We start from the raw sequence: 25784 nt of genomic DNA on the forward strand, positions 1-25784 counted from the left end.
CCAGCTTTCCTCTTCATATTCATAAAGACAGATATACGTTATGCATTTCAAACATACCGAAATCGACCTCAATCAGGCCCGCGTTATGGGTATACTCAATGTCACACCGGATTCCTTCTCAGATGGCGGAGCCCACAACACGGTAGATAAAGCCGTTGAACATGCCATGCGGATGATAGAGGCCGGCGCGACATTTATCGATATAGGCGGAGAATCAACCCGTCCGGGGGCGCCGGAAGTGTCTGAACAGGAAGAGTTAGACCGCGTGGTGCCGGTGGTAGAGAAACTGGCCGGTCTGGAAGGTATAGTACTCTCCGTGGATACTAGTAAGGCCGCTGTAATGCGGGAAAGCGTGAAGGCAGGAGCGGGTTTAATTAATGATGTCCGCGCCTTGCAGGAACCGGGGGCACTGGAGGCCGCAGCAGAAGCAAAGGTACCTGTGTGTCTGATGCACATGAAAGGTCAGCCACGAACCATGCAGGCCAGACCTGAGTATGATGATGTGGCAGACGAAGTGATTAATTTTTTGTTGTCACGCATAGATGCCTGTAAGCATGCCGGTATTGATGACAGCAGCATTCTTCTGGATCCGGGCTTTGGTTTTGGTAAGAGCCTGGACCACAATTATCAACTGCTGGTTGAAATGGGAAGGGTGCAACATCTCGGTTATCCGCTACTGGTCGGTATGTCGAGAAAATCTATGATTGGCCAACTGCTGGATAAACCGGTATCAGAGCGGTTGGCGGGCAGCATTGCCCTTGCCACTATTGCGGCGCAAATGGGCGCAAAAGTGATCCGTGTTCACGATGTGGCAGAAACAATGGATGCGATGAAAATCGTGAATAAGATTCAACAAATAAAAGACAATATTCAAGGAGCCTGAAATGGGTCAGCGCAAGTATTTTGGTACAGACGGCATCAGAGGGAAAGTAGGTGAAAGCGCTATTAATCCCGAGTTTGTCACCAAGTTGGGCTGGGCAGCCGGTAAAGTGCTGGCAGGCCATGGTACAAATAAAGTACTGATAGGAAAAGATACGCGGATTTCAGGTTATATGCTTGAGTCTGCATTGGAAGCTGGCTTATCTGCAGCCGGTATTAATATCGGTTTGTTAGGTCCGATGCCCACACCGGCGATTGCTTATCTTACCAAAACATTCCGCTCAGAAGCCGGTATTGTGATTTCTGCGTCTCATAATCCTTATTATGATAATGGCATTAAGTTCTTTTCATCCGATGGTTTCAAACTGGATGACGATATCGAAATTGCCATTGAGTCCATGCTTGATAAGCCAATGACATGCGTTGCTTCCAATAAATTGGGTAAGGCAACCCGTATCAACGACGCAGCCGGACGTTACATTGAGTTCTGTAAAGGCACGTTCCCGTCAGATCTGTCGTTAAAAGGCATGAAGATTGTTGTCGACTGTGCCCACGGGGCGACGTATCACATAGCACCGAATGTGTTGTCAGAACTTGGCGCAGAAGTTATCGAAATCGGTACTAAGCCTGACGGCCTGAACATTAACGACAAAGTCGGTGCCACGTCAATGAACGCCATCGTGGAAAAAGTGCTTGAGACAGGCGCTGACATGGGCTTTGCTCTGGACGGTGACGGCGACCGTATCATGCTGGTTGATCACCTGGGTAACGTACTGGATGGTGATCAGATTTTATATATTATCGCCCGCGATGCGCTTAAATCAGGTCGTTTATCCGGTGGTGTAGTGGGTACACTCATGAGTAATCTTGGTCTGGAAGTGGCTTTGGGCAAATTATCTATTCCATTTGCCCGCAGTGCTGTAGGCGACCGTTACGTAATGGAGTTACTGCAGCAGAAAGGCTGGGCTATCGGTGGTGAAAATAGTGGTCACGTGCTGAATTTGAATGTGGCATCTACCGGAGACGGTATTGTCGCCGGTCTGCAGGTCATCACTGCTATGTTGCGTTCGGGCATGGATTTGCACGATTTGAGCGGCGGGTTTGATAAATTTCCGCAAAAACTGATTAATGTCCGTTATGATGAGTCCTCAGATAATCCGTTAGCCATGTCTGCTGTTACAGATGCAGTGAAAGAAGCTGAAAGTTCACTCGGTAAAACAGGACGGGTATTACTGCGTAAAAGCGGTACAGAACCGTTGATCCGGGTGATGGTAGAATCCGACGATGAAATGCAGTCTCTGAAATGGGCTGAGTTTATCGCCGATGCTGTACGCAAAGTGGCCAATTGATTGATTCGTCATAAATATTATCATTTTTAGGCTTGTATAATAGGGCGGATATCGTTAATATCACGCCCGCTTCAGGACAGGGCAGGGATAAATTGTGGATACAGTGAGTCGTAAGCTTCTGGTTGCCGGAAACTGGAAGATGAACGGAAGCCGTTCATTGGTAGAAGAATTTGCAGCGTCTTTTGATAAGGCTGCAGCAGAAAATATTGATGTTGTGATTTGTCCGCCATCAATTCTTATTCCAGCTTTCTCAGGTAAAGGTATCGTCACCGGTGCTCAGGATGTGAGTGCATGTGAAAATGGTGCACATACCGGCGATTTATCCGTCACAATGCTGAAAGAGTTTGACTGCAAATATTGTATTGTCGGGCATTCAGAGCGTCGTGATGACCATGGTGAATCCAGCCAACTGGTTGCTGAAAAGGCCCTGAAGCTGAATGAAGCAGGAATTACACCGGTGATTTGTTGTGGTGAACCTCTTTCAGTAAGAGAAGCCGGACAAGTTAACGAGTTTGTTGAAGCACAGTTGAAAGCCGTATTCGATTTGATTCCGGTGTCTTCACTGAAAAATGCCGTTATTGCTTACGAGCCAATCTGGGCAATCGGGACGGGTGTTACAGCGTCGCCGCAGGAAGCTCAGGATGTCCATAAGTTCATTCGTGAGTTCATTGCTTCATATGACGGTTCACTTGCTGCTTCAATGCAGATATTATACGGCGGCAGTGTGAAGCCGGATAACGCAAAAGAATTGTTCGGCCAGCCTGATATTGATGGCGGCTTAATTGGCGGAGCAAGTCTTAAAGCGTCAGATTTTAACGCAATCTGCCAGGCGGCAAATTGACGAGGTAATTATGTTATACGAAGTGCTTTTAGTCGCTTATTTGATTGTAGCGTTGATGCTTATTGGTTTTGTACTTATCCAGCAGGGTAAAGGGGCAAACATGGGCGCTTCGTTCGGTAGCGGTGGTTCTAATACTGTATTCGGTTCTTCGGGTTCTGGTAATTTTATGACCAAAACCACGTCTGTACTGGCTACCTTATTTTTTGTATTGAGTTTATTTTTAGGTAACATCACAGCGAACACAGAAAAAGCCGAAGACGGCTGGCAGGATCTTGAAGTTCCTGTAGAGCAACAGGAATTACCTGCTGCTGATGATGTTCCTGCTGCAGATGCATCTGATGTTCCGGTTTCTGACGTGCCGGCAACAGATTCAGCAGAAGGTGATATTCCTAACTAAAAGTTTTGCGGAAGTGGTGGAATTGGTAGACACGCCATCTTGAGGGGGTGGTGACTTCGGTCGTGCGGGTTCAAGTCCCGCTTTCCGCACCAAATTTTTATTTGTAAAACAACAACTTAGCGTACTCCTTTAATGTTGTGGGACGCAGATGGGACTTTTTCAAATAATTTCGTGACCAGATCTGCCATATCTGGGATCTCTTCATCTATCCATCTGCCGTAGTGTTTTTCAAACATTACGATAGAGGTGTGACCCATTTCTCTCATTATCCAACGTTCATTTACACCCTTCGTTAACAGCTGACTGGCATAAGTGTGTCGGGCCTGATTTGGTCCTCTGTCCCTTACCTGAGATCGTTTTAAGTGATTACTGAAGAAATCGTATCCATACTTCGCACTTAAAGCGTAGGGTTCGGTTGAGCCGGTCTGACGAAACACATAAGACAGTTTCTGTTTCTTGGTTCGTCTTTTATCTGCCTGACCAACTTCAGCCTGAACAGGCGGCATCATATAGGTGAGTGACTTTTGTGCAAGCAGAATTTCATATGCCTGACCTAAAAGATGAACTGTCCGGATACTGGATTTCGTTTTAGGGACTTTTAAGTCATGTGAGACTACTGAACGCTGTACCTTAATAGTACGGTTCACAAAGTCCACGTCTTCCCAAGCCAGTGCCATCCATTCGGATATACGTAACCCTGTCCAGCATGCAAACAGGAAAGCATTCTTTTCTGACTCCATGTGTGTCGGTGTATTTTCAATGGCCTTAATTTCATTCAGCGTGAAAGGGTCGGCATTGTCTTCCTGATCTTTATCCAGATTTGGAACGTGTGCACAAGGATTGAAGTCTATGATCCTGTCGGCCATAGCATCGGCGTAAATACCTCTTAACGGCGTCATGATGTCGTTAATGGTTTTATTAGCCAGTTCGCCCAGTTCCACCATACGCCAGCGTTTGATTTCGGACTGAAGCAGAGTATCTACTTTTCTGTTACCAAACTTAGGAATGATGTACTTGTCTATGCGGTTACTCATTAAAGCATGTGTCTTTACGGACACTTCACTTTGTTTGGCTTGAAGCCAGTTCACCAAGAGTTCCGATATGGTGGGCACGTCCTTAACAGGCTCAAAGACATCGGCCATGGGTGAGTCGGGGAAATGGTCCCGATAATTAAATACCCGTGTCGTTATCTCATGCAGTACAGCGGTTCGTTTACCTGCTGCGTACTTCAGGTTGGCCGGTGTGTTCACCAGATTGCTTAAAGTCTCCCTGCACCTTTTACCTTTATAGGTAAAGTGTATCCGGATAGACGTACCCCGGGTGTAGACACCGGGGTACTCAGTCTTAATTTCACGCGACATCCGCTTCCTCGTATAACTGGTCAATGGCTTCGTAGTTATACATGATAACCCCGTTTACCTTTTTCCAGTGTATACCTTCAACGAATTGACCGCGATGCCGGCACTTTTCCAGTATGCGTAGACCCATGCCTTTATTCCGTTCAAGGATAACTGCACGGACCCAGCCTAGACGGTGAGTAGATTCTTTCATAAAATAGCTTCCTTAGTAGTACTATGAGGATAGAGTTTGAAAAATAAAAAAGAGGGATTCCGGCGAATCAGTGTTATTGCTAGTTGGGTGTTATGCGGCGTAGCACTCTTACTAATGATGGACGGTATGGGCGATTCTGCAGAGAGATACATCGAAAGTGCGGGTGCGATAGGAGTGGCCTATTTTGTTTTTATAGCTGTCCTCTGGGGCGTGCCAGGCTTCCTTATACCCCGTGTCCTTTTCTGGATTGGCTGCTACATAGCAGATGGATTCAAATCAGAGTAAAACAAAAGCCCCGTTAAGGGGCTTTGTCTTCAAAGTCAGTACCTGAACCAAGGACTGCACGTAGTACTTCAATCTGTTCCCATGTTAGTTCCAGTGTTACCGGCGTGAGTACATCAGGACCAACAATAGAAATACTGGCCCCTTCGTAATTAGCCCATCCAGTACGCTGTACCAGACAGCCGTTAACTTCGGCATACCGGTGGCTGACCTGAATCTCTTCGTGTTCGACTTCGATAGCCATCAGATATCCTCCCGGACACGGCTATCTTTGACATGGAACGGTGCACCTTCTGGGGTATATCCAAAGAAGAAGATGGTCAGATACTTGCCGATTTGCTGACGACCATTGACCGCTACATCGTGCTTTTCCTGTGCATCACCGGCAGCGGTAACTTCAAACACCTTGCCTTCTTTAGTCTGACAAATCCAGATGCCTACACGGGTTCCCAGTCGTTCGTTGACCTTACCTTCGGTGAGACCGGTGATCAGGAACTCTGCATCCTGTATGTCTTTCTTCTTCATTAAAGACTTACATCGCTTTCCTTTCCCATACGGGAAGTCCAGTTGACGAATCATGGTGCCTTCGTAGCCCTCGCCAATGTATACACCGTGCATGTGGTTTAACTGGGCATGGTCGTTCAACACGGTCGTTTGAGTGAGTGTTACGTACTCCGTGCTGAAGTGGTCCAGCATTCGCATCAGCAATGCTAGGCGGTGACGGTATCCCTGATCGACCATTATGTCATACAGGTTGTAACGTAGTTGCTCAGACTCGGGCTTCGGCTTCTTAACCAGTGAGGAAATGGTCTGCAGCGACAGGCCGTGTGCGTAAATCTCACCGTCCAGCGTGTCTCCTAGCCAGATTTCACTGTCGTACATACTTTGCAACGTGGCGCGGATATGTTCGCAGTCAATGACTTTACCCTGACGTGAGTAAAGAACCACTTTGTCATCCTGTACGGCAGCCAACATGCGGTGACCGTCCATCTTAGGCTGAACGTATACTGGGAAATCCCAGTCTTTAACCTTATCAACAGGCTGTGCCAGCATAGGTTTCTGGAAACTAAGGGCATTAGTGGATACTGAGCCAGCTTCCGGCATATCAACCGTGTAGCCTTTGTCCAGCTGCTTATTCACTTTGGATTGTGCTTCAGCAATGGCCTGTTGCAGCGGGGTAGTTTCATTGGCACGGCCAATGTTCTTACCCTTCGTGATTTTACGTGGTGTTTCCACGGACTTACCGCCAAGTTTTTTAGTGGCGATAACGGTCATGACAGCTTCAGCATCCGTACCGGTAACCTTTACTTCCCAGGAACCGATAGATCCGTTGCTGTGTGCTTTATAGAGTAGTTGATTAAATTGCATAGGTACTGAGTCCCTTTCTGACTTCGGTGTGGTATTGCTCCGGATTCACTTCTTTCTGCATAGTTCGGCATTTGGCAGCAGCTTCGTACTGATCATTACAAGGCTCTCGCTTAACTACGCTGCCTGTTTGTGAGTTGACGACGCATGCGTCAAAGGTTTGCTGTGACATGGTGATCCTTATGCTGTGATTTCACGGTACGCCAGCTGCGTGTCCGTTTCGTTGTGAATAGCTTCCAGTACCATCTCCAAGCCCAACTGGTCCCGTACTTCTATATGAGAAGATAATGAGTAGCCGGAACGGGCTTCATACTGGTCAATGGTCTCGCCTTCATTGGCGTAGGAACTCAGCTTCAGCGGGTTCCAGAGTTTGAATCGTTTCAATGGAATACCTCGTCTTCGGTAATGGTGCAGTGCCCGTCACGCAGGCGCAGGGTGTAGTACATACCATCCATGATATCTACCTTCCGTATGGCATCACGGATAGCGATATAGTTGTCATAAGCCTGAGACTCAGGGTGTGTGGTTCTGTAGCGTCTGTGCATCCTGCGGATGCCCTTACGCATGTAGGCCAGAGCCATAGGACGGAAGTGGGCAAAGTTAGTGGGACTGTACTCAAGTACGTATAGTCTTGCCTGTTCCTGTGCGGCATCCAGAATGCGTTCAAAGTCGTCATCCAGTACATGGCTACGGGTAACAGGCACTGGCTTCAGTCTGGTTCTGTTGGTGAAATACTGGTACATGTCTGTCAGATCGCCGGCAATACCATCTTCCTGTAGTTCACCGGCATAGTGACCACGGATGGCCCATGCACAACCTAATGCTTTTAGTTCATCTTCAATGGTGCCAATGGCTTCAAGGCCATGTTGGTGATCAATGTAGTCGTGGGCCAGTAGTGAGCCGTCACCGGTATCCAGTGTGTAATCGTCACGGTTAGGTACTCGGATATCACGTAGGCCAATCTCCCCGCTTACAGGGCAGATATCACCTACCAACTTAGTAGTCAGGGAAATCATGTTTTCTCCAGATACAAAAATGTATGGTCCGCCTCGTTATTGCAACAGTAAATGTCGATAACGGGGTTGGTTATGCGCTAATGTATTCGGAGTCTGATTAGGCGCTTTCGCAACCCGCTCCACGATGAGATCCGCGCTGGATTATCCTCAAAAAACCGAAAGCTTCTGTGAGCTGTTTTTTGTGTCAGGTTTTAATCCAGTGGTTCTACCGTTTTCGTCATCATATTTATCATTGCAAACCTGGTGCTAACGCTTTGCTATTGAATGCTTGTTTAGTTTTCATTACTGCCCATGCTATTCGTACCAGCTTGTTGGCCAGAGCGACGGTTACAACATTGAATGGCTTTGTGGCGCGTAAATTAATTAGCCACTCGCCATAAATTTTACCGGTCTTATCTGGTCGGGACATGACCGCCCTGGCTGCATGGATAAACAAGGTCCGGAGCTCTTTGTTACCCCGTTTGCTTATCCCCAGTAATTTGGGTTTACCGCCAGTCGAATACTGCGCCGGAACCAGTCCCAACCATGCCGCCATGTTTCTCCCACTTTTAAAGTCAGTGGCACTACTGATGTTGGCAATACAAAGACTCGCTGTCATGTCTCCAATACCTGGAATGGTTTTAAGAAGCAGGCCTATCGCGTTTGTTTCAACCAGTTGCTTTAGCTTTTTGTCTTGTTTCTCAATGCTCTCATTGAGAAACAGATAGTAATCGTGAAGCTCCGCAAGCTCTTGCATGAGCAGGCCCGGCAATTCCTGTCGTTGCTGAGCAAGCCAGTTAAATAACTGCTTCATCACGCTATGGCCTGTTGGCAGCGCAATGCCAAATTCGAGAAGCAATGCGCCTATGCGGGACATACATGCTGTCCGGTCTTTAATATAACCGTGCCTGGCTTTATGAATAGCGGAAATGACCTGTGCTTCTTCCGACTTTACGCTGACAAAGCGCATATTGGGTCTTGTCGATGCTTCGCATATTGCTTCTGCATCTATGAAATCATTTTTATTGCTTTTAACGAAGGGCTTTACATATTGCGGAGGGATCAGTCTGACTTTGTGCCCCATCGACTCACACTGCCTGCCGAGCCAGTGCGCACCGCCACAAGCCTCGAAAGCAATTGTGCATGGCGTTAACTGATGAAGAAAATGAATGAGTGCAGTGCGGGAAAACTTTTTGCGGATGATTTGGTTATCTGAATAATCACGGCCTATCACATGAAAGGATGATTTGCCTAAATCGATACCAAGAACTTTAATAGTAGACATGATGGTTCGCCTCTTTGATTGCCTAACTCTAAGACTAGCTTAGAGGTGAGGCGGACCATCTAATTAAGCCCCGTACGTAGTACAGGGCTTTTGTAAGGTTAAAGGGTGTTTACACTTCTGCGAACTCTTCTAGCTTCTGAGATACTTTCAGTGCTTTCGCATAGTCCTTCTCTGCATAGTCCATTTCTGCTTCGGCAGCGGCTACCTTTTTAAGCAGTTTCTGGCGCTTTTTGCTTAGGTTAGCGTGCTGAGTTTTGGCTTTTTCCTGTGCACGTTTGGCGAACTTCAGGGCGATAGAAATGAGTGTAGAAACAGATGGTGTCATGGGAAGGACTCTTTAACTAAGTGAGGGAATTAGGTGGCGGGAACGAGTCCCGCCGATAGTATTTCAGCTAATGCTGATCAACTATGAGGAAAGGTTTAACCAGAGACCGCGGTGTTCAGACCGGCGTAGAATTTTATTCCACTGTTTAGCCAGGTCTTGGATCTCTTTTTGTGCGTGGGAGTCAATACGCTGTCGGTATGCTCTGTTCCACGCCTTGAGCGAAGAGGTGACATAATAACTGGTCAGCATGCTCTGTGGCAAGGTACTTCTTACCTGTTCAGGAGCGAAACCGTCACTAATGTGCCCATCATACTCTTCTGCGGCATTGATTGTACGAAAGCCAACCGTTGCACACATAGAATCAGATTCAGGATGTACATCGCCGGAACCTTGTTTAATGCTGCCATCAGGACGGCTACGCCATTCTTCAATCTCATAAAACTCAGGTGTGTCATCTACATACCGGCGAGATACTTCATTGTAGGTCGTACCTACCATGTGCTTGAATCGCTGACGGGCAATGAAGATAGGGATGGTTTCACGCATCGTTACGTCAATGAATGCGGGGTCGGTTTCTCCAATAGGTGCCCAAACGTGTCCACGGCAAGCGTAAGCACCCTCTTCGTATTCAGGTAGTAACGCTTTAGCAGCTTCTGGTGCTTCACGGAACAGTAGGTGTACTACATCACAGATGGAATAGCCTGTAATAAGGCCATTACGGATAAGGTGTGCCCAGCCGAACAATGAAGTACGGAACTTGTACCGCCCAACGTCACACCGCCATGCAGCTGATGCTACGTCCTCTGGGTCGATATCATCCAAATCTACAATGGGACTATTCGATACCATGGTAATACGTACATGGCTGAACGGGGTCCAGTGACGGTGTGTAGCCAGATAGTTTAAGAGACCTTCATCAGAACTCTTTGGCTTATCTTTACGGTACGTGAACTCTTTGGATTCTTTGTCCATAGAGACACGGGCTGCGTTCACGACCAGCAGGTCATTGCTGATCGGGGTAATTAATTCTGCTTTCATTCTTCTCTCAGAAAGGTTGTCGCTTTGATGTGAGGAAAGGGCGGTTTCAGCTTACGTTCCTGAAATTCCAGTTTGCCGTTAATCTCACGTTCAAAGATGATGGTTCGGTAACCTCTGGCATAGAACACGTTGTTCAAGCCAAGGTAATGATTACGGGTAAAATCCTCACCACGCATGCCAATGATGGACACGGTTTTATGTGTCGGATAAGACACGTTGAATGTGCATCCAGGGAAGCGCCAGACTTCCTGCAGAGGCTGGACTTCAAACTTAATTTCTGAGGTCATCGTACACCCCGTTCTTTAAGTCCTGGTAGTCCTCCACAGGGATAAGCACCCACTTGGGTACTCTGTTATGGGTAACTACCGTTAGCCTGTCTGTAGGGGCGTTCTGTTCGCTCAACTTAGAGATGGGCACAGCTGGCGCATCAATATCCAGCCGTACGGAATCCCAGATCTTGTTCTCGTCCATGACGGTGTAAACCGTCTGGACGCTGATACCCAGTATTCGGGCAATCTCCTTAACAAGGTATCCGGACTTCCATAACTGGATAATGTCCTCTTTGCGCTTTTCAGCACGGTAAAACAGGCCGCTTTTCAGTTTCCATCTTTCCCGCCGGCAGCGAATCAGGGCTTTGGTAAAACCCAGCTTGTTCGCTATCTGCTCATCGGAAAGTCCCTCTTTGATTAACTGCTCAATGGCTGGCCTGTCGGAATCATAAGGGGGAACACGTAAGGTAATTTCAGGGTCGTTGCAACTCATAGGGGGAGACTCATATCCATGAGACAACGACTGTCCCACGGGGAAGGGGATAGTTAGGTTAGCGGGTGTTTCGTTTCATCAGTTCAAAGTCGTGACTGCAATCGCTGTCACAGAACAAACTGCCTTTTGGCAATTCCTCAGCACAAAAGTAGCAGCATCCTTTAGGGCGTAACTCACGGCCCTTGTTTCGGATATTCTGGATTGCTCGCTGCTTCATGTGTTCTTCCATGTGTGTAGCAGCATCAAGTGGATCGGCAAACATAAATGTTCCTATGCGATAAGTGACCGCACCACGCCGGGCTCTATCTGTTCAAAATCAAGCGCACCTAAATTAATAAGGTGTCTGGCAGCTTCCCGTTCATCCCATGACTTAGGGTACGGTGTCGCAATCCAACCTACAGAAAGCATCTGGTTTTTATTGAATGAAGCGACTATCTGCTTATGCTTTTCGACCAGAAGATCTTCCAGTTCCCATTGAAAGTAGGGTTCTGAGGCTTCCATCTCGTCAGCTTTTGAATAGGGTTTACCATCGACACCAATTCCAAAAACAGCCATATAAATCGTCCATTTATGGCGAATAGTGGTCATTTGCTGAAATTGTGTTTTAGTGGGGTCTGCGACTTGGTAAGTGCGAAGATTGAGTATCTTGCATGGTCCCTGTCCGGGAACGCGACCAATCGCTAAGTTTTTAAGAGTATGCTTTGCGTGAATAGCAGCATGTTTGAGTGGGTTGTAAGCCTTACGCTTACGCATACATACAGTACCTCTTTTGATCGTAAAATCAACTTAAAAATGAAAAGCCCCGCTTTCGCAGGGCAATTCATCAGGACATTGATTCTTTGATAGTGTGTTTAATTTCTTCCTGACTTGCGCCATTAGGTAGTGGAATTTCTTCGGCCCAGTTAGGATGAAACAGCGACAACTCGCCGCCCAGTCCTACCGAGTCATGTTGAATGTCAGGCAGTTCCTGCCACTCCATGCACTCCACTAAGTTATGGTTCAGCCACTCAACAACCTCAATGTCGTCCCGTACCATAAAGTACTGGGCATCGTGGATATGAGCGAAAGGAAGAATGTCATAGCGGTGTTCAGAATCGAATGTGCGTTCCTGCAAATCAATGCCGGCACGGTTATTCAACATACCGTATGACTGACCAAGCGCATTACCTGCGGTACGTCCTTCTTTCTTGGCCTCGTAGGGCGTTCTCCGGTTATTCATCAGGCATTGCTTAATGATAGGAGTACGTACCCGAAGGCCAAAAGCCACCTCTACATAACCGACTTTAGCCGCTTCATCTATCTTGGATTGAACCCAGGCATCTGAATGGCTGTACATCCGGTGGTAGTTCTGTTCAATTTGCTTGGCTTCCTGCTCAGGCAGACCAAGGCCCATTAAACCGTGATACGTCCCGCCGTAGGTAAGCAGGAATGTTGGTGACTTGGATTTCTGGCGAAGTGCTTTGTACTTCTGGGCAATGCTGTTAATCGACTCAACCGAAGTCGGGTCTATGTCCGGCATTTGATCTCCAAAGTACCCGTATGCCCGTAGGCAGTGACCATCGTAGCCATCGGTATACACCTTCAGCTTCTCAGGATCTTTAGTCGTCAGGGCCGATATACGGTCTTCCAGAGAAGCAAAGTCTGCTCCCATGAATACCCAGCCTTTAGGTGCTTTGAAACACTTCTTAACCAGCTTGGCATACGTAGAGCCAGTAGACGGAATGTTCTGTAGATTCTCTATATTCGATAAGCTGCGCTACTTTCTTACCCGTTCTCTTATGAACTGCTGCATATCTCTATACAGGATAGACTATATCAACACCCATATAGGGTGATTACCGTTTCCACTCGCTTGAGTGTACTCCCTCGCGGGATAGTCGTTCGGCATTTAGTTAAACAATGTTGCGAGGTCTGTCATGCAGTTGAAGTTGATCCAGTATCCAATTTACATGGAGTGCCGCATCTTCTTCTGAGTCGAATCGTTTAAGGAAATGATTCTTACCATTATGACGGACAACCGCTTGCCACTTATTCTTTGACTTGTCCCACGTCACATTTCGGTACTTGGATTTCGTCCCTAATTTCAACCCAGTAGAAGGGTTGTTATAGGTTTTTAATCCTGTATCCCTGGCGTGTTGTAGGTTCTCTGCTGTAGTTACCCATTCAAGGTTACTTGCTGCGTTATTCAGCTTGTTGCCGTCTATATGGTTTACCACAGGCTTGTTCTCAGGGTTTGGTACAAATGCAGTTGCTATAAGCCGGTGAACAAGAAAGGATTTCTTTTTGCCGTCTTTAGATAACTTAACTGCTTGATAACCTGAGTTTATTGAATAAGTTTTCATTATCTTTCTGTAGTTACTTACCCTTCCTAGTGAGGATACTTCATACAGATTTTCATAACCGGGAATAGGCATTCCGGTTTCTTTCACTTGTTTAACATTTAGCACGGGATTGTCCTTATTGGTATGTTTGTGATGGTACTTAAAGCCCATAAGTAAAGTATACCATGTCGGAGTTTCCCCGTTTAGGTAATTTTCGACATATTGTTGCCAATATGAAGCCCTATTAATTTAAGGTCCCGAAGAACTCAACCGCCCGGAAACCGTGCCGCCCAGGTTAAAGTTACCGTGCAGATAGTAATGTCCGTCATCTTTCAGTACAGAGCCTTCAAAGGCTTTGATGAACGTACCCAGTATTTTGTCGGCATCAAAGAAGTCAACAATGGTCTGGATCAGTTCCTTCAAGTCCTCACGCTCTGTCATCCCGTACAACTTCATCAGGGTGTCGCCGCCTGTGGCGGGCGCACCTGAGTCTGTCTTATCCACCACCGGATACTGCAAGTACTCATAAAAGAACTGCTGCATCTGCGGGTTGGAGTTGGGATTGAACTCTACGTAATCGAAGTCAGAAAGCGGTTTCACTTTCTTCTTCAGTTTGGCGTTGGCCTTATTCATTTCCTGCTCACGCAGAAGATAAGTAAATTGCTCAACGTCCGTGTGGCCCTGAATGACAGAAACACACTCAGCGATCTTGGCTTCAAGTACCTTACGCGCTTCTTTCACCATATCCATATCAACCGGCATACCGGTTAATTCCATCTGCAGAATGAGTTTTACAGAGGGCTTAAAGATGCCTTCGTAAATCTCCAGCTGCTTATCCTGGATTAGGGTCTGGAAGTGCTTATTGAATACGTACCAGGTAGATAGACAGTCTTTCAGCTGGTAGACCTCCAAGTCCTCTTTAGAGAGTAACCGGATATCACTTACATCCTCGGCAAAGTTGCCGGCGAACTCATGTGACTGGTCTTTTAAACCTAGCTTATTTCCTGCTGTACTGTTGGTGGCCAGATAACTGATTAACTTGGTATCGTGGAATGAGCGGGTCAGTATCTCGATACCTTGTTGTTTGCCTACTTCGTCCAGAAGATTATCCATAAACAGTGTATTTATGATGATCTTCATGTCGTAGTTGGCGTTGTGGTAAATCAACGTGCCACGGTACGTAAAGAAGAATCCACGTAGCAATTGTCGGATCTTGTGGTTCGCCTTTTCGTAATCGTCACACCAGATTACCACCCCGTTATGTTGGTCCCAGGCAAAGCCAATAGTGACAATACCTGTTTCCCAGAACTTCAGTGACAGCGTTTCTGTATCACAGGTTAATTCAGGGTATTCCTTGAGTTCCTGCAGCACCGTGTACACATCACTTTCATCCCGTACATATCGGGCGTTGTGGATAATGTTGCCGCCTATCTCTGCATACGTTCCTTTCAGAACAGACGCAAGGGTATCAAGGCCCATATCCAGTTTTTCTTGTAGATCGGGGTTATAGAACATCGCGGCGTGGTTAACGCCAAGGATGACCTGCATATCCGTATAACCTTCAATTGCACAGGGCAGGCAGTACCCGTGGTGCGGTTCGGCTTTCCGTTCCTTGGTGAGCGTTTTGAAGTAGTTACCGTCAGCACAGTAAATGTACTTAACGCCTTGTTCCTTCAAAATAGGTAGCAGATCTTTCAGGTAGTCCTTCTGCAAGGACACCGGACATTTCGCTTTGGGACCGTAGATAAGGTCGAAACAAATAATGTTTGCTTTGAATCCTCGGTCCTTCAGCGGCATGTAATAGTATCGCCGTAAAGCCGTATCGTTAAATGACTGGCTCTTAATGAGTAAGGCCACTTCGTACGATTCGCTTTCACGGAAGATAATATGTTGCATTTACTACACTCGCATTGTTTTCATGGCCAGAACCAGCCGTATAGACTTCAGCTGCTGGGCATGGGTGTTTTTAAAGTCTTCCAGTTCTTCTTTGTTTCTGAAGGGGGAAGTACCGTCTTTGCCCGGCAACTGGGAATGCAGCGAGTGAGGTAACAGTTCGTACAGGTCGTTAATGTTGCCCATGAAGGACAGCACCTGAATCAGTGCTACCTCGGCTTCACCTACGTAAGACCAGAGCCTTGTCCAGTCTTCAAGGTGCATATCAAACTCATCCCTTAACGACTCATGCAGCCGCTTCAGTTGAAACGGTAAGGCCGTCAGGCTTTCATGGAAGTAAGGGGTTTTGTTGTGCCGGAAACCAGGCTTTGTTTGCGTCAGTTCGTTATGCCGTACGGCAATACGGTTAATCGTGTTTTGCCTGGATTTGTAGAATGTTTCGGTAAGGTGGTTTCGCAGTAGCTGCAATAACCCTACTTTGAAGTCACGATTATAGTCAGGCCGATTCGGGGTACTCATTGAAGTCACCTGTCAGGTAGCGTTGAGGAAGTTCCCCACACATCACGACTTCTTTAGAAGCACGGGAAACAGCGACATAAAGTAAACGTGCGACATCATCCGGATTCTGGCAGTAACCCAGATCGGTTAAGTCGATGAATACTTTTTCGTAGGTTGAGCCTTGTGATTTGTGCACGGTAGATGCGTAGGCCGGACGGAGATCGCCCCAGAAATCTTTAATTTCAAAGTATGATTTCCACTCTTTCTCTTTCGCCATACGGCGAAGCAGCTGCTTCACTTTCCACCGTTCTGTAGGACAGAACATGGTGAAACCGCAACTCAGTGTTACGTCATAGCCTTCGACATCGGCAAGTACAGACGGTGTAGAGCGTTCGATAAGCACCGGCTTATCTGTGCTGTACATCACTTCCTGTTTGGCTGAGATAATGGGTTTGTTCGTGATCAGGTATTCACCTGCAGGATACGGCTCATGAATGCCCCGTTCATCAGCAATGTACTCGTTGTACTCAGATACACGGTCATTACGCCATGCCAGTACCTTGCAGCTGTTATCTGCCTTGTACTGTGCAGACGTAAAGGCAGCATCAATCTCAGACTGAAATGTCGGGCCATTGACGTGTCTTACTGCTGTACCGTCACAAACGAACGGTTTGAAGATTTTGGTTTCTACCGTGTTACGGTAAAGTGCCGAAATATCACTGATAGGGCCATCGTGCCGCATGATCTGACGTAACTTGGCCGTTGGTATACCTTGTCCGAAGATAGGGCTTATATCGGTGTTCACGCTGATTAGCTGGCACGGGTCACCCATGTATACGACTTTACAGCCGTAAGTCAGGTCTTGGATGTACTCTTTCAATTCGTTATCAATGAAGCTGGCTTCATCAATGATGATCAAAGAGTTCTCTTTAGGTGCTGCACCACGCCCCAGGGTCAGTTCCTGCTCTCCGGTTCTGTAGTTATTCTTCAAAACCAGTCCCAGATAGCTGTGGATAGTCAGCGGGTCAGTGTTCATGCTGTCAGCAAGTACGGTGGCCGCTTTGCGTGTGGTAGCTGTTACCGCGATTTCCTCAAACTCAGGGATCTTCTGGCCCAGTAGTTCAGTACTTTTACGTAAGGCATCCAACGCACCAATCATATACTTGATCAGGGTTGTCTTGCCTGTGCCGGCGAACCCTTCAATGACAAACTCTTGTTGTTCAGGATTTAACAGGAAGGCGATAAAGGCATTCTTTGCCTTCTTCTGGTCTTCATTTAATGTGATATTCATGGCTTCTCCATGGGGGTAAAAAAAGTAGGGGAGCGGAATGCAATGGGACTCCCCCACTGGGGAAACCTAAAACTGGTTCATCACGTACACGGCAATGACGGTCATTAAAAAACCGACTATGTGCGTGAGAATGTTGATTGTGCGCCGGTCCTGCTTTCGCAGGACTTGGGCGCGTTTCAGTAGTTTGTGCAGATGCGCCACCCTCTTGTGAGGGTCTTTCATCGTTCAAGCAACTCGTAGTGAATGACTTTGCCGGTATCGGCCTTAAAGTGCAGGTTGTCGTGGATTATCCAGAAGATCTGGCCTTCACGGGGAATAGGACGTTCCCTTATATCGAAACATCCGTCAGTGAAGATAATCGAAACTTCCGGCTTTTCCTCTTTGATGTCGTCCAGTACGGGACCAATGCGCGTACCGCCGCCACCGTGGAATACCAACTCAACAACATCACGCAGTTCGTTAACTGTGTGCTTATCAGTCAGACGGGTATCAAAGGAAATAACCTCTGTAACACTGGGTTGCAGCTTCTTAACGATATGGAATATCTCAGAGATAAACTGGTCAAACTCAACCTGTGTGATTGAGCCGGAGATATCCACGTAAATACGCAAAGAGCCCAGCCGTTCAGAGTACAAACCAGGCATGATGAAGTTCTGATCCAGATACCGCTTATTCGGCTTCTGATAAGAGTAATCATCAGCGGCTAACTCAGTCAGTACGTTATCCAGAATACGATTCCAGGGCAGCTTAGGAGTTCTGAGGTTATTCAGAAATGTAGTGACACAACCAGGGATAGAGGAACCCTGATTCATCAGCTTGGCTTTCATGAACGCAGACTGTACGCGCTCCTCCACCCACATCGCCATGTCTTCAGCGTCCATGTCTTCACATTCACGGATGGACTGATGGACAAAGGGCAGATCACGCTCATCCACCATATCTACGATGGTGTAGATATCTTCGCTGGTCTGGTCGGCGTATACCGGCTCATGGATAGCATCATCCAGTAACACAAAGCCAGTGCCTTTAAGGATATCGTTAGTCGCGTAGTCACATGACACATACCAGTGCTTCTTACGCTTACCTTTCATACGGCTCACGTGCTGAAGTGCAGTGTGATATGCCGCTTTAGCCAGTAACGTAATGCGCTGGTCCGGTGTCAGACGGATGAAGGCTTCCGGATTTATCCAGAGGTACTTCCCGTCTGTACTGAACAGCGTAGAGGACGTATCCCACTGAAAGCGCAGACTGAACAGAATAGTCGTAATGAATACGCTGTCCGGTCTGGATATCAGATGGATTTTTGCTGTATCCAGCAACTTGTTTGCTTCTTCAGTCTGCATAGCCTTCCTTAGAAGTAAGATGAAAGTTCGTCAGCCTTTTCCAACCACTTTTCATTGGCTGAAATCTCTGTGTACCGGCGGCCCATTTCACGGATAGTAATTACCTGAAACTCTTTAGGCATACGGTCAACGAATGACAGCAAGGCCGTAGCGTTAGCGGGGCCGGTGTGTTTGGCGATTAAACCTGACAGTGCGAACAGGCTACTCGGGTCGTTCGGTACAACAGCGTCTTCCGGCGTTTTAACGATAGACACCAGATCGGGCAGCTGGTCGTATACACGGGTAAACTGGTGGAACTCATGAGCCACACCTTCACTGATTGCACCACCCAACAGAATGACGCTCTTTGAATCCAGCTTCACTTTCTGCAGGATGTTGCTGGCAAAGTGCCATGTACGAGGACACGCGAAGGTTTTATCCGAGTGGTCCGGCTCAAACGTATGCAGGCTGTCAGGGCGTGATTGCAGGTAAGACGTGATACGGTAATCAATACCGTTCATCTGTGCCCACTCAATCCAGTCATTCGCGGATACTGTCATTTCGATGTGTACCAGTCGTGACTGCATGGCAGTACCTAAGCGGTTTACCAGTGCACCGTCTGTTTCAAGGTTACCGGCGGCAACCAGTGCTACATCAGGGTGTAAGGAGAACTTACCGACCATACGGTCCAGCAACAGTTTGTAAGCGGCACGTTGGACTGTCTGCGGAGCATGGTTAATTTCATCTAAGAAGATAAGCCAGCCGCTTTTACCTTTAGGTAATGTCCAGTACTCCAGCGGGAATAAATCCAGTGGTACGTACTCAGCAATGTCGTCAGTGACTTTAGGGAAGCCATTCAGGTCAGTCGGGTCACACTGGCTCAGACGCACATCAATCAGTTGCAGGTTGTATTCTTCTGCAATCTGCTTAACTACATCAGATTTACCGATGCCAGGGCTTCCGTGCAACATAGGGACTAACCCAGCCTGAATACTTGTTTCGATAAACTGCTTAGCCACTTTCGGGCTTACTGCACTCATAATATTCCTTGGTTTAAATTAAATGATCACCGCAGCTGCCGAACGGCAGCACTAAACGGTTGTTATGCGGATGTGTCTAGTAGCGTTCCTGCGCGTGTTTCGGACATTGGTTTGACACCTACCCGTTGACTGATTTTCCAGTCCACAGGGTTTGCGATTTGGTGGAGAACGGTACGCAGACGTACCTCGTATTCTGCTGTCATGTCATTCACCGCAACGAAGTCACGGCCATGCATAGGCAGGGGTTGTTCTGACTGATGCAGGTCAACGCTGTCCGGTTGCTGTAAATTGAATACATGGACTATTTCACCGCCACGACTACGGATGAAACCTGCTTCATTAGGGAAGCGAACGTCCGTGATGATGATCACATCGGCCTTTGATTTGCTGATGGTGTTATCCATACAACGTAGCCATAAGTCGTCACAGATGAGGTTACGGCCCCATTCTGTGCCTAACGTCTGCATCATCTTGCGGGGAGACACGCCGTAGCGTGGATCTTCCGCTTCTTTAGCGTCATGGTCTTCCAATTGGAAAGGTGCCAGGTCTAAGCCAGTTTCCAGCATACGTTTCATATGGTCTGCGAATGCAGCGGTGTCTACGGTTTTGCTGTACTGCTCAATGAGTACCTTCTGCAGAATGTCTGCACCGAAGTCTTTGCCTGAACCTTTACGGCCAGCCATACCAATGATTAATGGTTTTCTCATGTTTTCCTCTCACACAAAAAAGCCAGCTATTAAGCTGGCTCTGGTTGTTCAATTTTTTGGATTTGTTTATCAATCAGATCCCGTTGTGTACGGAACCGGTCAAGCAAGGCTTGTTTGCCTTTATCCACTTTCAGGTCGATGGGTTGGGGGAACAGATCGTCCAGCGATTCACGGAAGTATTCCCGCGCTGCATGCCAGTCAGGTACACCGAAGAACTGCTCTATTTCTTCACGTACCAGTACGACTTCTGTACCGAAATCTGTAACGACATGGAAAATACCGTTATCTTTTACACAGGTCACAACGGCGTTGCCGATGCGACCGGTGACAACAGGAATCAGTACCAGACCAACTTCCACCTTTTCAGGTACAGGCAGTAAGTTATTCACTTTTTGCTGCCAGCATGCGGTAGGCTTCCAGTTCGTAGATGCTTTGGAACGCATCTTCAAACGAGACCTTCTTACCGATTTCTTCACGGAAGTTCTCAGGGTCCAGTGCCAGACTTGGCTTACTGACTGCAACGAAACCACCACGTAACCGGATACCACAGAACATCATCTGCTGGCCGGCCAGTACAATCGTTTCGTAATCAACGGATTCAATACGGGAAATGATGCCACGGCTGCTGATGTATTCACCTTTACAGCCCATGTCTAACATCATGGCTTCAATTTGTTCGCACCGTGTCGGTGACTTTGGTTTTACTTCACGTACAGGCATAGTCAGACCTTAGACTTAGGTGCAGTATTTTTGTCGCTGTTGCCGCCAACAGTAGCGTTGCTTTTTTTGTCCTTGCGGATCTTAACCAAAGCAGCAACAAGTATGGCTACAACGCCCAGTAAAATGTAATCAGTAGTGGTCATGTATTTCTCCAATAAAAAAGCCAGCGGTCAGGCTGGCTTATCTTTTCTAATTCGGCGTTGGTATTGCCGCTTGTCTCTGCGTCTGGATTGTTTGTAGTCATGGACTACGGCCAGAGCGATTAAGCCAAGTGACATCAAGATCAGACCTGCTTCTAACATTCTGTGTCAGACAAGGCAGGGCCGATGTACGGGATAGGTTTGTATTCCATTTCAGGAATCTGGCTCTCAGCGCGGCGTGAGGAGGCTTTTCTTCTGCTGGACAGTACAATGTACCAACCGAACAGCGTAGCGATGCACAGGCAGGCCAGAGGAGCCAGAATAAGCATTTCAACCAGGTTCATTACTTATTCTCGATAGCGTTGCGTATTTCTACGCGAAGGTTTTTAGTAGTGTCAGACACAAACACAGCACCGTGAACGATAGGCCACCACCGGTCTAATGCTTTCATCAGAGCCAGTTTCATCTTACCGTTATGGTCTTCCAGTGTTTTGATGTAGCGGGATAGTTCGATATCCGTTTCCTGTTGGATTTGGATTATCTCAAGCAGCTCCCGCTTGCTCATGCCTTCAAGGTTGTTGATCACGCCACTGCAGATTCACGGACTGCACGGGCCAGACCTTCAGATACTGCTTTATTAGCGACATCAGTGCGTGCCAGTTTCAGTGCTGCATCGCTTGCAGCGATACGCAGCGCATGGTTCGCTGCCGTTAACTCACCAACCTTCTTTTCCAGTTCCACAATCTTTGGATCCACCGATTCAAACTTACCAATCATGTCTGCACAGGGACGTGCGTACTTCTGACCGTTATGTACGTGTTGGTAAACTGCGGTCAACGGATAGCGACAGGTTACACCGTCAAACGGGGTGTTTACGACATCAAGTACTTTATACGTGTTTCCTGATTTCAGGTGACGGATGATTGCGTCTTTTTCTAATAACAATTCAGGCATTTTATTATTCTCCTTCTAGGATGGTTACAGCGTCATATAACGCATCTGTGTCGTCTTCATCGGCTTCGTTCATACGTTCAATAGCGCGACTCATACGTACCCTTAAATGGGTGTTTCGTTTACGGAAGTCAGCAACTTCCTGACACTTGGCGTCATACTGCCAAACTGCTTCACTAATCCATGCTTGTACTGTGGCATCAGGGAAGTTATCAAAAGTGGTTTCGGTCAGGATACGCAGACCCTCAATACCTTTTAAGTTAGACTCGCTCATTGGCTTCACCAATATGAGCCTTCATTACCACAAGGTAATCCAGCGCATCATTGATGCTGCTTTCGCTGTTAACGTGGTTGTGTTGAAGTAGCGCCATTGAATGGGAAGTGGCAGGTAACCAGTTCGCGCGTTTCTTGCGGAAGTTAGCAAATGGTGCAACGATGGAGTCAGCAGCAACTTCACCAATCTCTGCTTCTAATGCCTTCCACAGATCTTGTGGTACATTTGTACCAGAGACCATGCGTACCCGTGGGTCTAAGATACACCAACCCAGTACACAGGCAGCAGAGCCACACTCATTAACGGTGGTACTGTCTTTGACCGCCATACCGTCTTCACGGTTAATGAAAGGGATTTCATCAATATTTTTGAAGAAGGCCGACATGTAAAGTCCTGAGCCTTCTTTTTTGAGCACGTCCTGCATACACAAGATCATGGCATCAAGGATTGGGGTGTTACGCATACTTCACCTCATTGAATGCGATTTTGACTTTCTGCAGGTAGTCGAGTGCTTCTGCAGCAGTAGGGGTTTCACGGATAAGGTGCGGGTGATCCAGTAAATGGTGTAACCATCCAGTCCGGTTAGCCGAATCCATCCGGTCTTCTGGGTAGGCGTCAAACATAGAATCAGCGGCACATACACTATCCAATTCCTTTTCGACACATGCCCATATCTTCCTTGGCGGAGTCCCTAAACCAACTACTTTGACATGACCTATGACGTCCATGTCTAAAGCGGCATACCCACAGATACAGGCAGCGGTGCCGCAAGTGTGTATCGTGGTTTCAGGTGCGACCTTGTTACGCTTTTCGTAGAAGTCGTACATACGGAAGGCTTTATCCTCCCTTACCACGATTTCCATGACACGGATGATTGCATCCAGTAATGGCGTAGCCGGTGCGGTTTGTTCGCTCATGATGAGTAGTCCTTACGCATAGCGTCAAGTGTCGTGAGAGCCTGGTTTATTAACTCTTCAATCTGGGCATGTTGTACAACCAGTGCGTGCATTAACTGACTGGCTTCACCTAGGGTGACTTCACAGTCACCCTTAGAGTCAATGTACATTTGCAGATCGTGCAAGTTGTCAGAGTCATTCAGTGTTCTTACAACTGCATCTGCATGAGCAATAACAGAGTTAATTGCCATAAGAGTTAGTGCTTTCATGGTACTTTTCCGAATAAGGTATTTAACGACCATAAGGTCAGTGAACGGGCAGCTACAAAGCCGTACCCGAACACAAGAACAATGGCGTTTACAACGAACAGCTTCTCAACCATTTCAGGCTGCTCGTTAACAATGGTGAAGAAGAACCAGCAGAACATATCTGCTGATATCAGAAGTAAGGCCAGTATTGCGGCCAGCTTTTTAAGCCAGTGCATCTTCTTTAGCCTCTGCTTGCAGTTCACGGAACTTGTCCGTCACACGATAGCGGTAATCGCGGTGTGTACCGGAACGGATAAGCCAGCCTGCTTTACGTGCTACTAAGAAGTAGTTACGTATCTTGGCAGGGGAGATATCCAGTAACGCAGATGCACCGGATGTACTGTAATCAGCCACGCGGTACGCTTCTAACATTTCTGTCAGTACTTCTGGCTTACGGGCGATCAGGTTTTCTACCTGCTCATACAGCACCTGCGTAGCAATGGTCTTGGCTTTCTCTTTACTGACTTCACCAATAGGCTTAGTCTCATTACTTACCGTTGATGCCTGCACACCGTCAGGTGTGTAAGGCATGTGTAAGTCCAGTTCCTGTGCCAGTGGTGCCAGATTATTCACGATAGCTTCAAGGGCATTCACCTTCTGGGTCAGTTCTTCAATTTTGTTCAGAAGCACCTGGCCCAGCGTGTATTGTTGTTGCGTCATTTTCTTTATTCCTCAAAAAGAAAAACCCGCTCTGTGGCGGGTTGTTGTTACTAATTTGAATCTTTACTTAGTTGTTCCAGTGAAGGGAAACGATGAAAGAGGCGGCGATACCAGGGCATCTTTCGGACTTTCAGGAAGTATCGGGCAAGACGTTGGTTAGCATCTTTGTACTGCTTAGTCAGCTCTATATTCGTTTCAACTTTTTGAAGCAGAAATTTTGCTTCTTCGTTCCACTCATTAGTACCGTGCTTAATCAATTTGTTGATCATTTTGCTGATGTGTTCCGGTACTTTATTACCAACATCAACCTGAATTAAGCCTTCATTGATTATCGCGTCTTTATGTCTAAAAGTAGGTAGAAGGGTCCGATCAATAACGCGCATGGTTACTACGCTGCTGTTTTCCAGATCTGCCACTTGGTATCGCAGCTTCTGGTTCGCATTAGAGAGTGTAGTATTGGTACGTACCATTTCCTGATACTTGTTAAACTCTTCGGGAGTAAACTCAACAGAGATATTTGGCATTTTTTACTACCTATTAAAAGTGGTCCCAGTGCAGGGAGTCGAACCCCTATTCAGGTAGCTAAGTCTGAATTGAGTACAAAGTGCCGCACCGTATAATTTCAGCACCACTGCTGACCGTTCCATGGTTGGCCGGCAGCAGTCATCTAAATACGTCACTCACACTGGGATAGAAAAGGGTCACAGCACTGGGAATTGAACCCACGATGCGCCTACAGGTGAAAGCGAGAAATACCTGCCATCTGTGCTGTGTTTATTCTTCGAGTTCTTCCAACTCTCGGTCAATGTCACGTAATCGTCTGACGACTTGATCACGTTCTTGTTGAAGTTCTTCATACCGTTCCTGCATCACAGGGGTTCGTAAGCCCCGTGCGTGAGCATCAATCAGTATGAAGCGGTTGCCGTGGAAATCACGACAATTACAGAAGTGCAGCGAACCAATGTAACCATCTAAGGCTTCACGTAGTTCACTGTGCGGTACTGTTTTGTCTGAGTACCAGTTATTGCATTTAGGGCAAGTGAGGTACAGGGAAGGGTCTGCCATAAGTCCTCACTTAATCTCAAATACCTCAAAGTGAGTGAAGTCTTCGTCACAGTCGCCGGACGTACAACAATCACATGTTCCGTATACCGAGTTAACATTGGTAACGGTCAAAGTTGTGTTGTCTTTCCGGTGCAGCCTCATTATCTGGCGTTCACCTAGATCGTGGGCTGTATACGGGCGTCCAAGTCCATCTACGTTAAGCGGTTGCTTGGGGATTACGGTTATCAGTTTTGGTTCCACATTTACCTCATGCACTTCTGGCTTACGTGTTACCTGATAAATACCGTCTTCAAGTTCCAGTTCATGGCCGCACTCGTCACAACTGGTAACACCGTTAACCACGTTAACGGTCAGATAGCCAGGGCATTCACCTGGGCAGAAGCCAGATTCAATGTTGTCGCGTTCTTGTTCGGTCATTGTTAATCCTTAAATAAAATGGTGCTTTGGTGGAATCTTAAATCTGCCCGAACAACACTAACCAAAGTGGCGGTCTGATGAATGCTGGGCGAGGAATGAGGACAGGGATTAAGATTCCCCAAAACACCATGATGGTGAATTGGCCTGTTTGTGCCTGCCGTAACCCACAGAAGCAGCTATGGGCAAGTGGCTTTCCACTTTGGCAACAGGAC

The 25784-nt window shown here is 47.2% G+C and carries 42 protein-coding genes and 1 tRNA gene; 6 read left to right on the forward strand and 37 right to left on the reverse strand.

What is annotated here, in order from left to right; genetic code table 11:
- Positions 1–40: 40 nt before the first annotated feature.
- The 5 genes from folP to DS731_RS09750 all read left to right on the forward strand — a co-directional run bounded on the left by folP (position 41) and on the right by DS731_RS09750 (position 3558).
- A complete protein-coding gene (gene folP / locus DS731_RS09730; RefSeq protein WP_119501128.1) occupies positions 41–883 on the forward strand; it encodes a dihydropteroate synthase in 843 nt (280 codons plus the stop codon).
- Position 884: 1 nt separating this feature from the next.
- Positions 885–2228: a phosphoglucosamine mutase gene (gene glmM, locus DS731_RS09735; protein WP_119501129.1), complete on the forward strand. Its 1344-nt coding sequence runs from the start codon at positions 885–887 to the stop codon at positions 2226–2228.
- 94 nt (positions 2229–2322) lie between these two features.
- Positions 2323–3069, forward strand: a complete 747-nt coding sequence (gene tpiA / locus DS731_RS09740; protein WP_119501130.1) for a triose-phosphate isomerase — start codon at positions 2323–2325, stop codon at positions 3067–3069.
- A 10-nt stretch (positions 3070–3079) separates the two neighbouring features.
- Positions 3080–3466, forward strand: a complete 387-nt coding sequence (gene secG, locus DS731_RS09745; RefSeq protein ID WP_119501131.1) for a preprotein translocase subunit SecG — start codon at positions 3080–3082, stop codon at positions 3464–3466.
- A 7-nt stretch (positions 3467–3473) separates the two neighbouring features.
- Positions 3474–3558 (forward strand) — tRNA-Leu (locus tag DS731_RS09750).
- 24 nt (positions 3559–3582) lie between these two features.
- On the opposite strand, the gene DS731_RS09755 is transcribed toward DS731_RS09750, so the two are convergent.
- Both DS731_RS09755 and xisR read right to left on the reverse strand, forming a co-directional pair.
- A complete protein-coding gene (locus DS731_RS09755; protein ID WP_119501132.1) occupies positions 3583–4827 on the reverse strand; it encodes an Arm DNA-binding domain-containing protein in 1245 nt (414 codons plus the stop codon).
- Positions 4817–5017, reverse strand: coding sequence for an excisionase family protein (gene xisR / locus DS731_RS09760; RefSeq protein ID WP_119501133.1), 201 nt, complete (start codon positions 5015–5017; stop codon positions 4817–4819). The genes DS731_RS09755 and xisR overlap by 11 nt, the downstream gene beginning before the upstream one ends.
- 36 nt (positions 5018–5053) lie before the next feature.
- On the opposite strand from xisR, the gene DS731_RS09765 reads away from it, so the two are divergent.
- A complete protein-coding gene (locus DS731_RS09765) occupies positions 5054–5302 on the forward strand; it encodes a hypothetical protein (RefSeq protein ID WP_119501134.1) in 249 nt (82 codons plus the stop codon).
- Positions 5303–5315: 13 nt separating this feature from the next.
- On the opposite strand, the gene DS731_RS09770 is transcribed toward DS731_RS09765, so the two are convergent.
- The 35 genes from DS731_RS09770 to DS731_RS09935 form a co-directional block, all read right to left on the reverse strand.
- On the reverse strand, positions 5316–5543 hold the full coding sequence (locus DS731_RS09770) for a hypothetical protein (RefSeq protein WP_119501135.1): 228 nt from the start codon (positions 5541–5543) through the stop codon (positions 5316–5318).
- Positions 5543–6667 carry an ATP-dependent DNA ligase gene (locus DS731_RS09775; RefSeq protein ID WP_119501136.1) on the reverse strand — a complete coding sequence of 375 codons (1125 nt, stop codon included), beginning with the start codon at positions 6665–6667 and terminating at the stop codon, positions 5543–5545. The genes DS731_RS09770 and DS731_RS09775 overlap by 1 nt, the downstream gene beginning before the upstream one ends.
- Positions 6657–6836, reverse strand: a complete 180-nt coding sequence (locus DS731_RS09780) for a hypothetical protein (RefSeq protein WP_119501137.1) — start codon at positions 6834–6836, stop codon at positions 6657–6659. Before DS731_RS09780 ends, DS731_RS09775 begins: the two co-directional genes overlap by 11 nt.
- Positions 6837–6844: 8 nt before the next feature.
- Complete coding sequence (locus DS731_RS09785; protein WP_119501138.1) at positions 6845–7048, reverse strand: hypothetical protein; 204 nt, start codon at positions 7046–7048, stop codon at positions 6845–6847.
- Positions 7045–7680: a hypothetical protein gene (locus DS731_RS09790; RefSeq protein ID WP_119501139.1), complete on the reverse strand. Its 636-nt coding sequence runs from the start codon at positions 7678–7680 to the stop codon at positions 7045–7047. Before DS731_RS09790 ends, DS731_RS09785 begins: the two co-directional genes overlap by 4 nt.
- Before the next feature lie 229 nt (positions 7681–7909).
- The gene (locus tag DS731_RS09795) at positions 7910–8944 is read right to left on the reverse strand and encodes an IS110 family transposase (RefSeq protein ID WP_119501140.1); all 1035 of its coding nucleotides are present in this window, start codon (positions 8942–8944) and stop codon (positions 7910–7912) included.
- 109 nt (positions 8945–9053) lie between these two features.
- Positions 9054–9269 (reverse strand): hypothetical protein, encoded by a 216-nt coding sequence (locus DS731_RS09800; protein ID WP_119501141.1) that lies wholly within the window; start codon positions 9267–9269, stop codon positions 9054–9056.
- 81 nt (positions 9270–9350) lie between these two features.
- Positions 9351–10307, reverse strand: a complete 957-nt coding sequence (locus DS731_RS09805; RefSeq protein ID WP_119501142.1) for an FAD-dependent thymidylate synthase — start codon at positions 10305–10307, stop codon at positions 9351–9353.
- Positions 10304–10594 carry a hypothetical protein gene (locus DS731_RS09810; RefSeq protein WP_119501143.1) on the reverse strand — a complete coding sequence of 97 codons (291 nt, stop codon included), beginning with the start codon at positions 10592–10594 and terminating at the stop codon, positions 10304–10306. The genes DS731_RS09805 and DS731_RS09810 overlap by 4 nt, the downstream gene beginning before the upstream one ends.
- A complete protein-coding gene (locus tag DS731_RS09815) occupies positions 10578–11069 on the reverse strand; it encodes a helix-turn-helix domain-containing protein (protein ID WP_119501144.1) in 492 nt (163 codons plus the stop codon). The genes DS731_RS09810 and DS731_RS09815 overlap by 17 nt, the downstream gene beginning before the upstream one ends.
- Before the next feature lie 58 nt (positions 11070–11127).
- On the reverse strand, positions 11128–11331 hold the full coding sequence (locus DS731_RS09820; protein WP_119501145.1) for a DUF2116 family Zn-ribbon domain-containing protein: 204 nt from the start codon (positions 11329–11331) through the stop codon (positions 11128–11130).
- Between the two features lie 8 nt (positions 11332–11339).
- Positions 11340–11624: a hypothetical protein gene (locus DS731_RS09825; RefSeq protein ID WP_150154271.1), complete on the reverse strand. Its 285-nt coding sequence runs from the start codon at positions 11622–11624 to the stop codon at positions 11340–11342.
- A 268-nt stretch (positions 11625–11892) separates the two neighbouring features.
- Complete coding sequence (locus tag DS731_RS09830; RefSeq protein ID WP_119501147.1) at positions 11893–12810, reverse strand: DNA polymerase; 918 nt, start codon at positions 12808–12810, stop codon at positions 11893–11895.
- Between the two features lie 151 nt (positions 12811–12961).
- Positions 12962–13516, reverse strand: coding sequence for an HNH endonuclease (locus tag DS731_RS09835; protein ID WP_202980718.1), 555 nt, complete (start codon positions 13514–13516; stop codon positions 12962–12964).
- 123 nt (positions 13517–13639) lie between these two features.
- Complete coding sequence (locus DS731_RS09840; RefSeq protein ID WP_119501149.1) at positions 13640–15286, reverse strand: DNA polymerase; 1647 nt, start codon at positions 15284–15286, stop codon at positions 13640–13642.
- Positions 15287–15289: 3 nt separating this feature from the next.
- Positions 15290–15802: a hypothetical protein gene (locus DS731_RS09845; protein ID WP_119501150.1), complete on the reverse strand. Its 513-nt coding sequence runs from the start codon at positions 15800–15802 to the stop codon at positions 15290–15292.
- Positions 15780–17072 (reverse strand): ATP-dependent DNA helicase, encoded by a 1293-nt coding sequence (locus DS731_RS09850; protein ID WP_119501151.1) that lies wholly within the window; start codon positions 17070–17072, stop codon positions 15780–15782. The genes DS731_RS09845 and DS731_RS09850 overlap by 23 nt, the downstream gene beginning before the upstream one ends.
- A gap of 218 nt (positions 17073–17290) precedes the next feature.
- A complete protein-coding gene (locus DS731_RS09855) occupies positions 17291–18415 on the reverse strand; it encodes a DUF2201 family putative metallopeptidase (protein ID WP_119501152.1) in 1125 nt (374 codons plus the stop codon).
- An 8-nt stretch (positions 18416–18423) separates the two neighbouring features.
- Positions 18424–19434, reverse strand: coding sequence for an AAA family ATPase (locus DS731_RS09860; RefSeq protein ID WP_119501153.1), 1011 nt, complete (start codon positions 19432–19434; stop codon positions 18424–18426).
- 62 nt (positions 19435–19496) lie between these two features.
- Positions 19497–20141, reverse strand: a complete 645-nt coding sequence (locus tag DS731_RS09865; protein WP_119501154.1) for a deoxynucleotide monophosphate kinase family protein — start codon at positions 20139–20141, stop codon at positions 19497–19499.
- Positions 20142–20170: 29 nt separating this feature from the next.
- The gene (locus DS731_RS09870) at positions 20171–20584 is read right to left on the reverse strand and encodes a hypothetical protein (RefSeq protein WP_161599139.1); all 414 of its coding nucleotides are present in this window, start codon (positions 20582–20584) and stop codon (positions 20171–20173) included.
- Positions 20523–20861 (reverse strand): Gp49 family protein, encoded by a 339-nt coding sequence (locus DS731_RS09875; RefSeq protein ID WP_119501156.1) that lies wholly within the window; start codon positions 20859–20861, stop codon positions 20523–20525. The genes DS731_RS09870 and DS731_RS09875 overlap by 62 nt, the downstream gene beginning before the upstream one ends.
- Before the next feature lie 2 nt (positions 20862–20863).
- A complete protein-coding gene (locus DS731_RS21950; RefSeq protein WP_161599140.1) occupies positions 20864–21004 on the reverse strand; it encodes a FeoB-associated Cys-rich membrane protein in 141 nt (46 codons plus the stop codon).
- 152 nt (positions 21005–21156) lie between these two features.
- On the reverse strand, positions 21157–21345 hold the full coding sequence (locus DS731_RS09880; RefSeq protein WP_119501157.1) for a hypothetical protein: 189 nt from the start codon (positions 21343–21345) through the stop codon (positions 21157–21159).
- Positions 21345–21587 carry a hypothetical protein gene (locus DS731_RS09885; RefSeq protein ID WP_119501158.1) on the reverse strand — a complete coding sequence of 81 codons (243 nt, stop codon included), beginning with the start codon at positions 21585–21587 and terminating at the stop codon, positions 21345–21347. Before DS731_RS09885 ends, DS731_RS09880 begins: the two co-directional genes overlap by 1 nt.
- Positions 21584–21955 (reverse strand): hypothetical protein, encoded by a 372-nt coding sequence (locus DS731_RS09890; RefSeq protein ID WP_119501159.1) that lies wholly within the window; start codon positions 21953–21955, stop codon positions 21584–21586. Before DS731_RS09890 ends, DS731_RS09885 begins: the two co-directional genes overlap by 4 nt.
- A 4-nt stretch (positions 21956–21959) precedes the next feature.
- Positions 21960–22226, reverse strand: a complete 267-nt coding sequence (locus DS731_RS09895) for a hypothetical protein (RefSeq protein WP_119501160.1) — start codon at positions 22224–22226, stop codon at positions 21960–21962.
- Entirely contained in the window at positions 22213–22689 is a 477-nt protein-coding gene (locus DS731_RS09900; RefSeq protein ID WP_119501161.1) for a hypothetical protein, read from the reverse strand. The genes DS731_RS09895 and DS731_RS09900 overlap by 14 nt, the downstream gene beginning before the upstream one ends.
- A complete protein-coding gene (locus DS731_RS09905) occupies positions 22682–23143 on the reverse strand; it encodes a hypothetical protein (RefSeq protein ID WP_119501162.1) in 462 nt (153 codons plus the stop codon). Before DS731_RS09905 ends, DS731_RS09900 begins: the two co-directional genes overlap by 8 nt.
- Positions 23140–23391, reverse strand: coding sequence for a hypothetical protein (locus tag DS731_RS09910; protein ID WP_119501163.1), 252 nt, complete (start codon positions 23389–23391; stop codon positions 23140–23142). Before DS731_RS09910 ends, DS731_RS09905 begins: the two co-directional genes overlap by 4 nt.
- Positions 23388–23606 carry a hypothetical protein gene (locus DS731_RS09915; protein WP_119501164.1) on the reverse strand — a complete coding sequence of 73 codons (219 nt, stop codon included), beginning with the start codon at positions 23604–23606 and terminating at the stop codon, positions 23388–23390. The genes DS731_RS09910 and DS731_RS09915 overlap by 4 nt, the downstream gene beginning before the upstream one ends.
- The gene (locus tag DS731_RS09920; protein ID WP_119501165.1) at positions 23593–24090 is read right to left on the reverse strand and encodes a hypothetical protein; all 498 of its coding nucleotides are present in this window, start codon (positions 24088–24090) and stop codon (positions 23593–23595) included. Before DS731_RS09920 ends, DS731_RS09915 begins: the two co-directional genes overlap by 14 nt.
- A 50-nt stretch (positions 24091–24140) precedes the next feature.
- Positions 24141–24614, reverse strand: coding sequence for a hypothetical protein (locus tag DS731_RS09925; RefSeq protein WP_119501166.1), 474 nt, complete (start codon positions 24612–24614; stop codon positions 24141–24143).
- Between the two features lie 250 nt (positions 24615–24864).
- Positions 24865–25155: a hypothetical protein gene (locus tag DS731_RS09930; RefSeq protein WP_119501167.1), complete on the reverse strand. Its 291-nt coding sequence runs from the start codon at positions 25153–25155 to the stop codon at positions 24865–24867.
- Between the two features lie 6 nt (positions 25156–25161).
- Positions 25162–25572, reverse strand: coding sequence for a hypothetical protein (locus DS731_RS09935; protein WP_119501168.1), 411 nt, complete (start codon positions 25570–25572; stop codon positions 25162–25164).
- Between the last annotated feature and the right edge of the window lie 212 nt (positions 25573–25784).

It is taken from the genome of Alteromonas sp. RKMC-009, assembly GCF_003584565.2.
Lineage (GTDB): Bacteria > Pseudomonadota > Gammaproteobacteria > Enterobacterales > Alteromonadaceae > Alteromonas.

Bases quoted from the DNA above. Each gene is read 5' to 3' on its own strand.
- DS731_RS09815 (WP_119501144.1), bottom strand. From the start codon at position 11,069: ATGAGTTGCAACGACCCTGAAATTACCTTACGTGTTCCCCCTTATGAT.
- folP (WP_119501128.1), top strand. From the start codon at position 41: ATGCATTTCAAACATACCGAAATCGACCTCAATCAGGCCCGCGTTATG.
- DS731_RS09865 (WP_119501154.1), bottom strand. From the start codon at position 20,141: ATGAGAAAACCATTAATCATTGGTATGGCTGGCCGTAAAGGTTCAGGC.
- DS731_RS09895 (WP_119501160.1), bottom strand. From the start codon at position 22,226: ATGAGCGAGTCTAACTTAAAAGGTATTGAGGGTCTGCGTATCCTGACC.
- DS731_RS09770 (WP_119501135.1), bottom strand. From the start codon at position 5,543: ATGGCTATCGAAGTCGAACACGAAGAGATTCAGGTCAGCCACCGGTAT.
- glmM (WP_119501129.1), top strand. From the start codon at position 885: ATGGGTCAGCGCAAGTATTTTGGTACAGACGGCATCAGAGGGAAAGTA.
- secG (WP_119501131.1), top strand. From the start codon at position 3,080: ATGTTATACGAAGTGCTTTTAGTCGCTTATTTGATTGTAGCGTTGATG.
- DS731_RS09900 (WP_119501161.1), bottom strand. From the start codon at position 22,689: ATGCGTAACACCCCAATCCTTGATGCCATGATCTTGTGTATGCAGGAC.
- DS731_RS09850 (WP_119501151.1), bottom strand. From the start codon at position 17,072: ATGAATATCACATTAAATGAAGACCAGAAGAAGGCAAAGAATGCCTTT.
- DS731_RS09795 (WP_119501140.1), bottom strand. From the start codon at position 8,944: ATGTCTACTATTAAAGTTCTTGGTATCGATTTAGGCAAATCATCCTTT.
- DS731_RS09890 (WP_119501159.1), bottom strand. From the start codon at position 21,955: ATGCCTGAATTGTTATTAGAAAAAGACGCAATCATCCGTCACCTGAAA.
- DS731_RS09920 (WP_119501165.1), bottom strand. From the start codon at position 24,090: ATGACGCAACAACAATACACGCTGGGCCAGGTGCTTCTGAACAAAATT.
- DS731_RS09880 (WP_119501157.1), bottom strand. From the start codon at position 21,345: ATGAACCTGGTTGAAATGCTTATTCTGGCTCCTCTGGCCTGCCTGTGC.
- DS731_RS09800 (WP_119501141.1), bottom strand. From the start codon at position 9,269: ATGACACCATCTGTTTCTACACTCATTTCTATCGCCCTGAAGTTCGCC.
- DS731_RS09845 (WP_119501150.1), bottom strand. From the start codon at position 15,802: ATGAGTACCCCGAATCGGCCTGACTATAATCGTGACTTCAAAGTAGGG.
- DS731_RS09755 (WP_119501132.1), bottom strand. From the start codon at position 4,827: ATGTCGCGTGAAATTAAGACTGAGTACCCCGGTGTCTACACCCGGGGT.
- DS731_RS09775 (WP_119501136.1), bottom strand. From the start codon at position 6,667: ATGCAATTTAATCAACTACTCTATAAAGCACACAGCAACGGATCTATC.
- DS731_RS09790 (WP_119501139.1), bottom strand. From the start codon at position 7,680: ATGATTTCCCTGACTACTAAGTTGGTAGGTGATATCTGCCCTGTAAGC.
- DS731_RS09860 (WP_119501153.1), bottom strand. From the start codon at position 19,434: ATGAGTGCAGTAAGCCCGAAAGTGGCTAAGCAGTTTATCGAAACAAGT.
- DS731_RS09930 (WP_119501167.1), bottom strand. From the start codon at position 25,155: ATGGCAGACCCTTCCCTGTACCTCACTTGCCCTAAATGCAATAACTGG.
- DS731_RS09915 (WP_119501164.1), bottom strand. From the start codon at position 23,606: ATGCACTGGCTTAAAAAGCTGGCCGCAATACTGGCCTTACTTCTGATA.
- DS731_RS09840 (WP_119501149.1), bottom strand. From the start codon at position 15,286: ATGCAACATATTATCTTCCGTGAAAGCGAATCGTACGAAGTGGCCTTA.
- DS731_RS09825 (WP_150154271.1), bottom strand. From the start codon at position 11,624: ATGGCTGTTTTTGGAATTGGTGTCGATGGTAAACCCTATTCAAAAGCT.
- DS731_RS09780 (WP_119501137.1), bottom strand. From the start codon at position 6,836: ATGTCACAGCAAACCTTTGACGCATGCGTCGTCAACTCACAAACAGGC.
- DS731_RS09810 (WP_119501143.1), bottom strand. From the start codon at position 10,594: ATGACCTCAGAAATTAAGTTTGAAGTCCAGCCTCTGCAGGAAGTCTGG.
- DS731_RS09870 (WP_161599139.1), bottom strand. From the start codon at position 20,584: ATGCGTTCCAAAGCATCTACGAACTGGAAGCCTACCGCATGCTGGCAG.
- DS731_RS09820 (WP_119501145.1), bottom strand. From the start codon at position 11,331: ATGTTTGCCGATCCACTTGATGCTGCTACACACATGGAAGAACACATG.
- DS731_RS09925 (WP_119501166.1), bottom strand. From the start codon at position 24,614: ATGCCAAATATCTCTGTTGAGTTTACTCCCGAAGAGTTTAACAAGTAT.
- DS731_RS09855 (WP_119501152.1), bottom strand. From the start codon at position 18,415: ATGCAGACTGAAGAAGCAAACAAGTTGCTGGATACAGCAAAAATCCAT.
- DS731_RS09805 (WP_119501142.1), bottom strand. From the start codon at position 10,307: ATGAAAGCAGAATTAATTACCCCGATCAGCAATGACCTGCTGGTCGTG.
- DS731_RS09875 (WP_119501156.1), bottom strand. From the start codon at position 20,861: ATGCCTGTACGTGAAGTAAAACCAAAGTCACCGACACGGTGCGAACAA.
- DS731_RS21950 (WP_161599140.1), bottom strand. From the start codon at position 21,004: ATGACCACTACTGATTACATTTTACTGGGCGTTGTAGCCATACTTGTT.
- DS731_RS09910 (WP_119501163.1), bottom strand. From the start codon at position 23,391: ATGAAAGCACTAACTCTTATGGCAATTAACTCTGTTATTGCTCATGCA.
- DS731_RS09905 (WP_119501162.1), bottom strand. From the start codon at position 23,143: ATGAGCGAACAAACCGCACCGGCTACGCCATTACTGGATGCAATCATC.
- xisR (WP_119501133.1), bottom strand. From the start codon at position 5,017: ATGAAAGAATCTACTCACCGTCTAGGCTGGGTCCGTGCAGTTATCCTT.
- DS731_RS09935 (WP_119501168.1), bottom strand. From the start codon at position 25,572: ATGACCGAACAAGAACGCGACAACATTGAATCTGGCTTCTGCCCAGGT.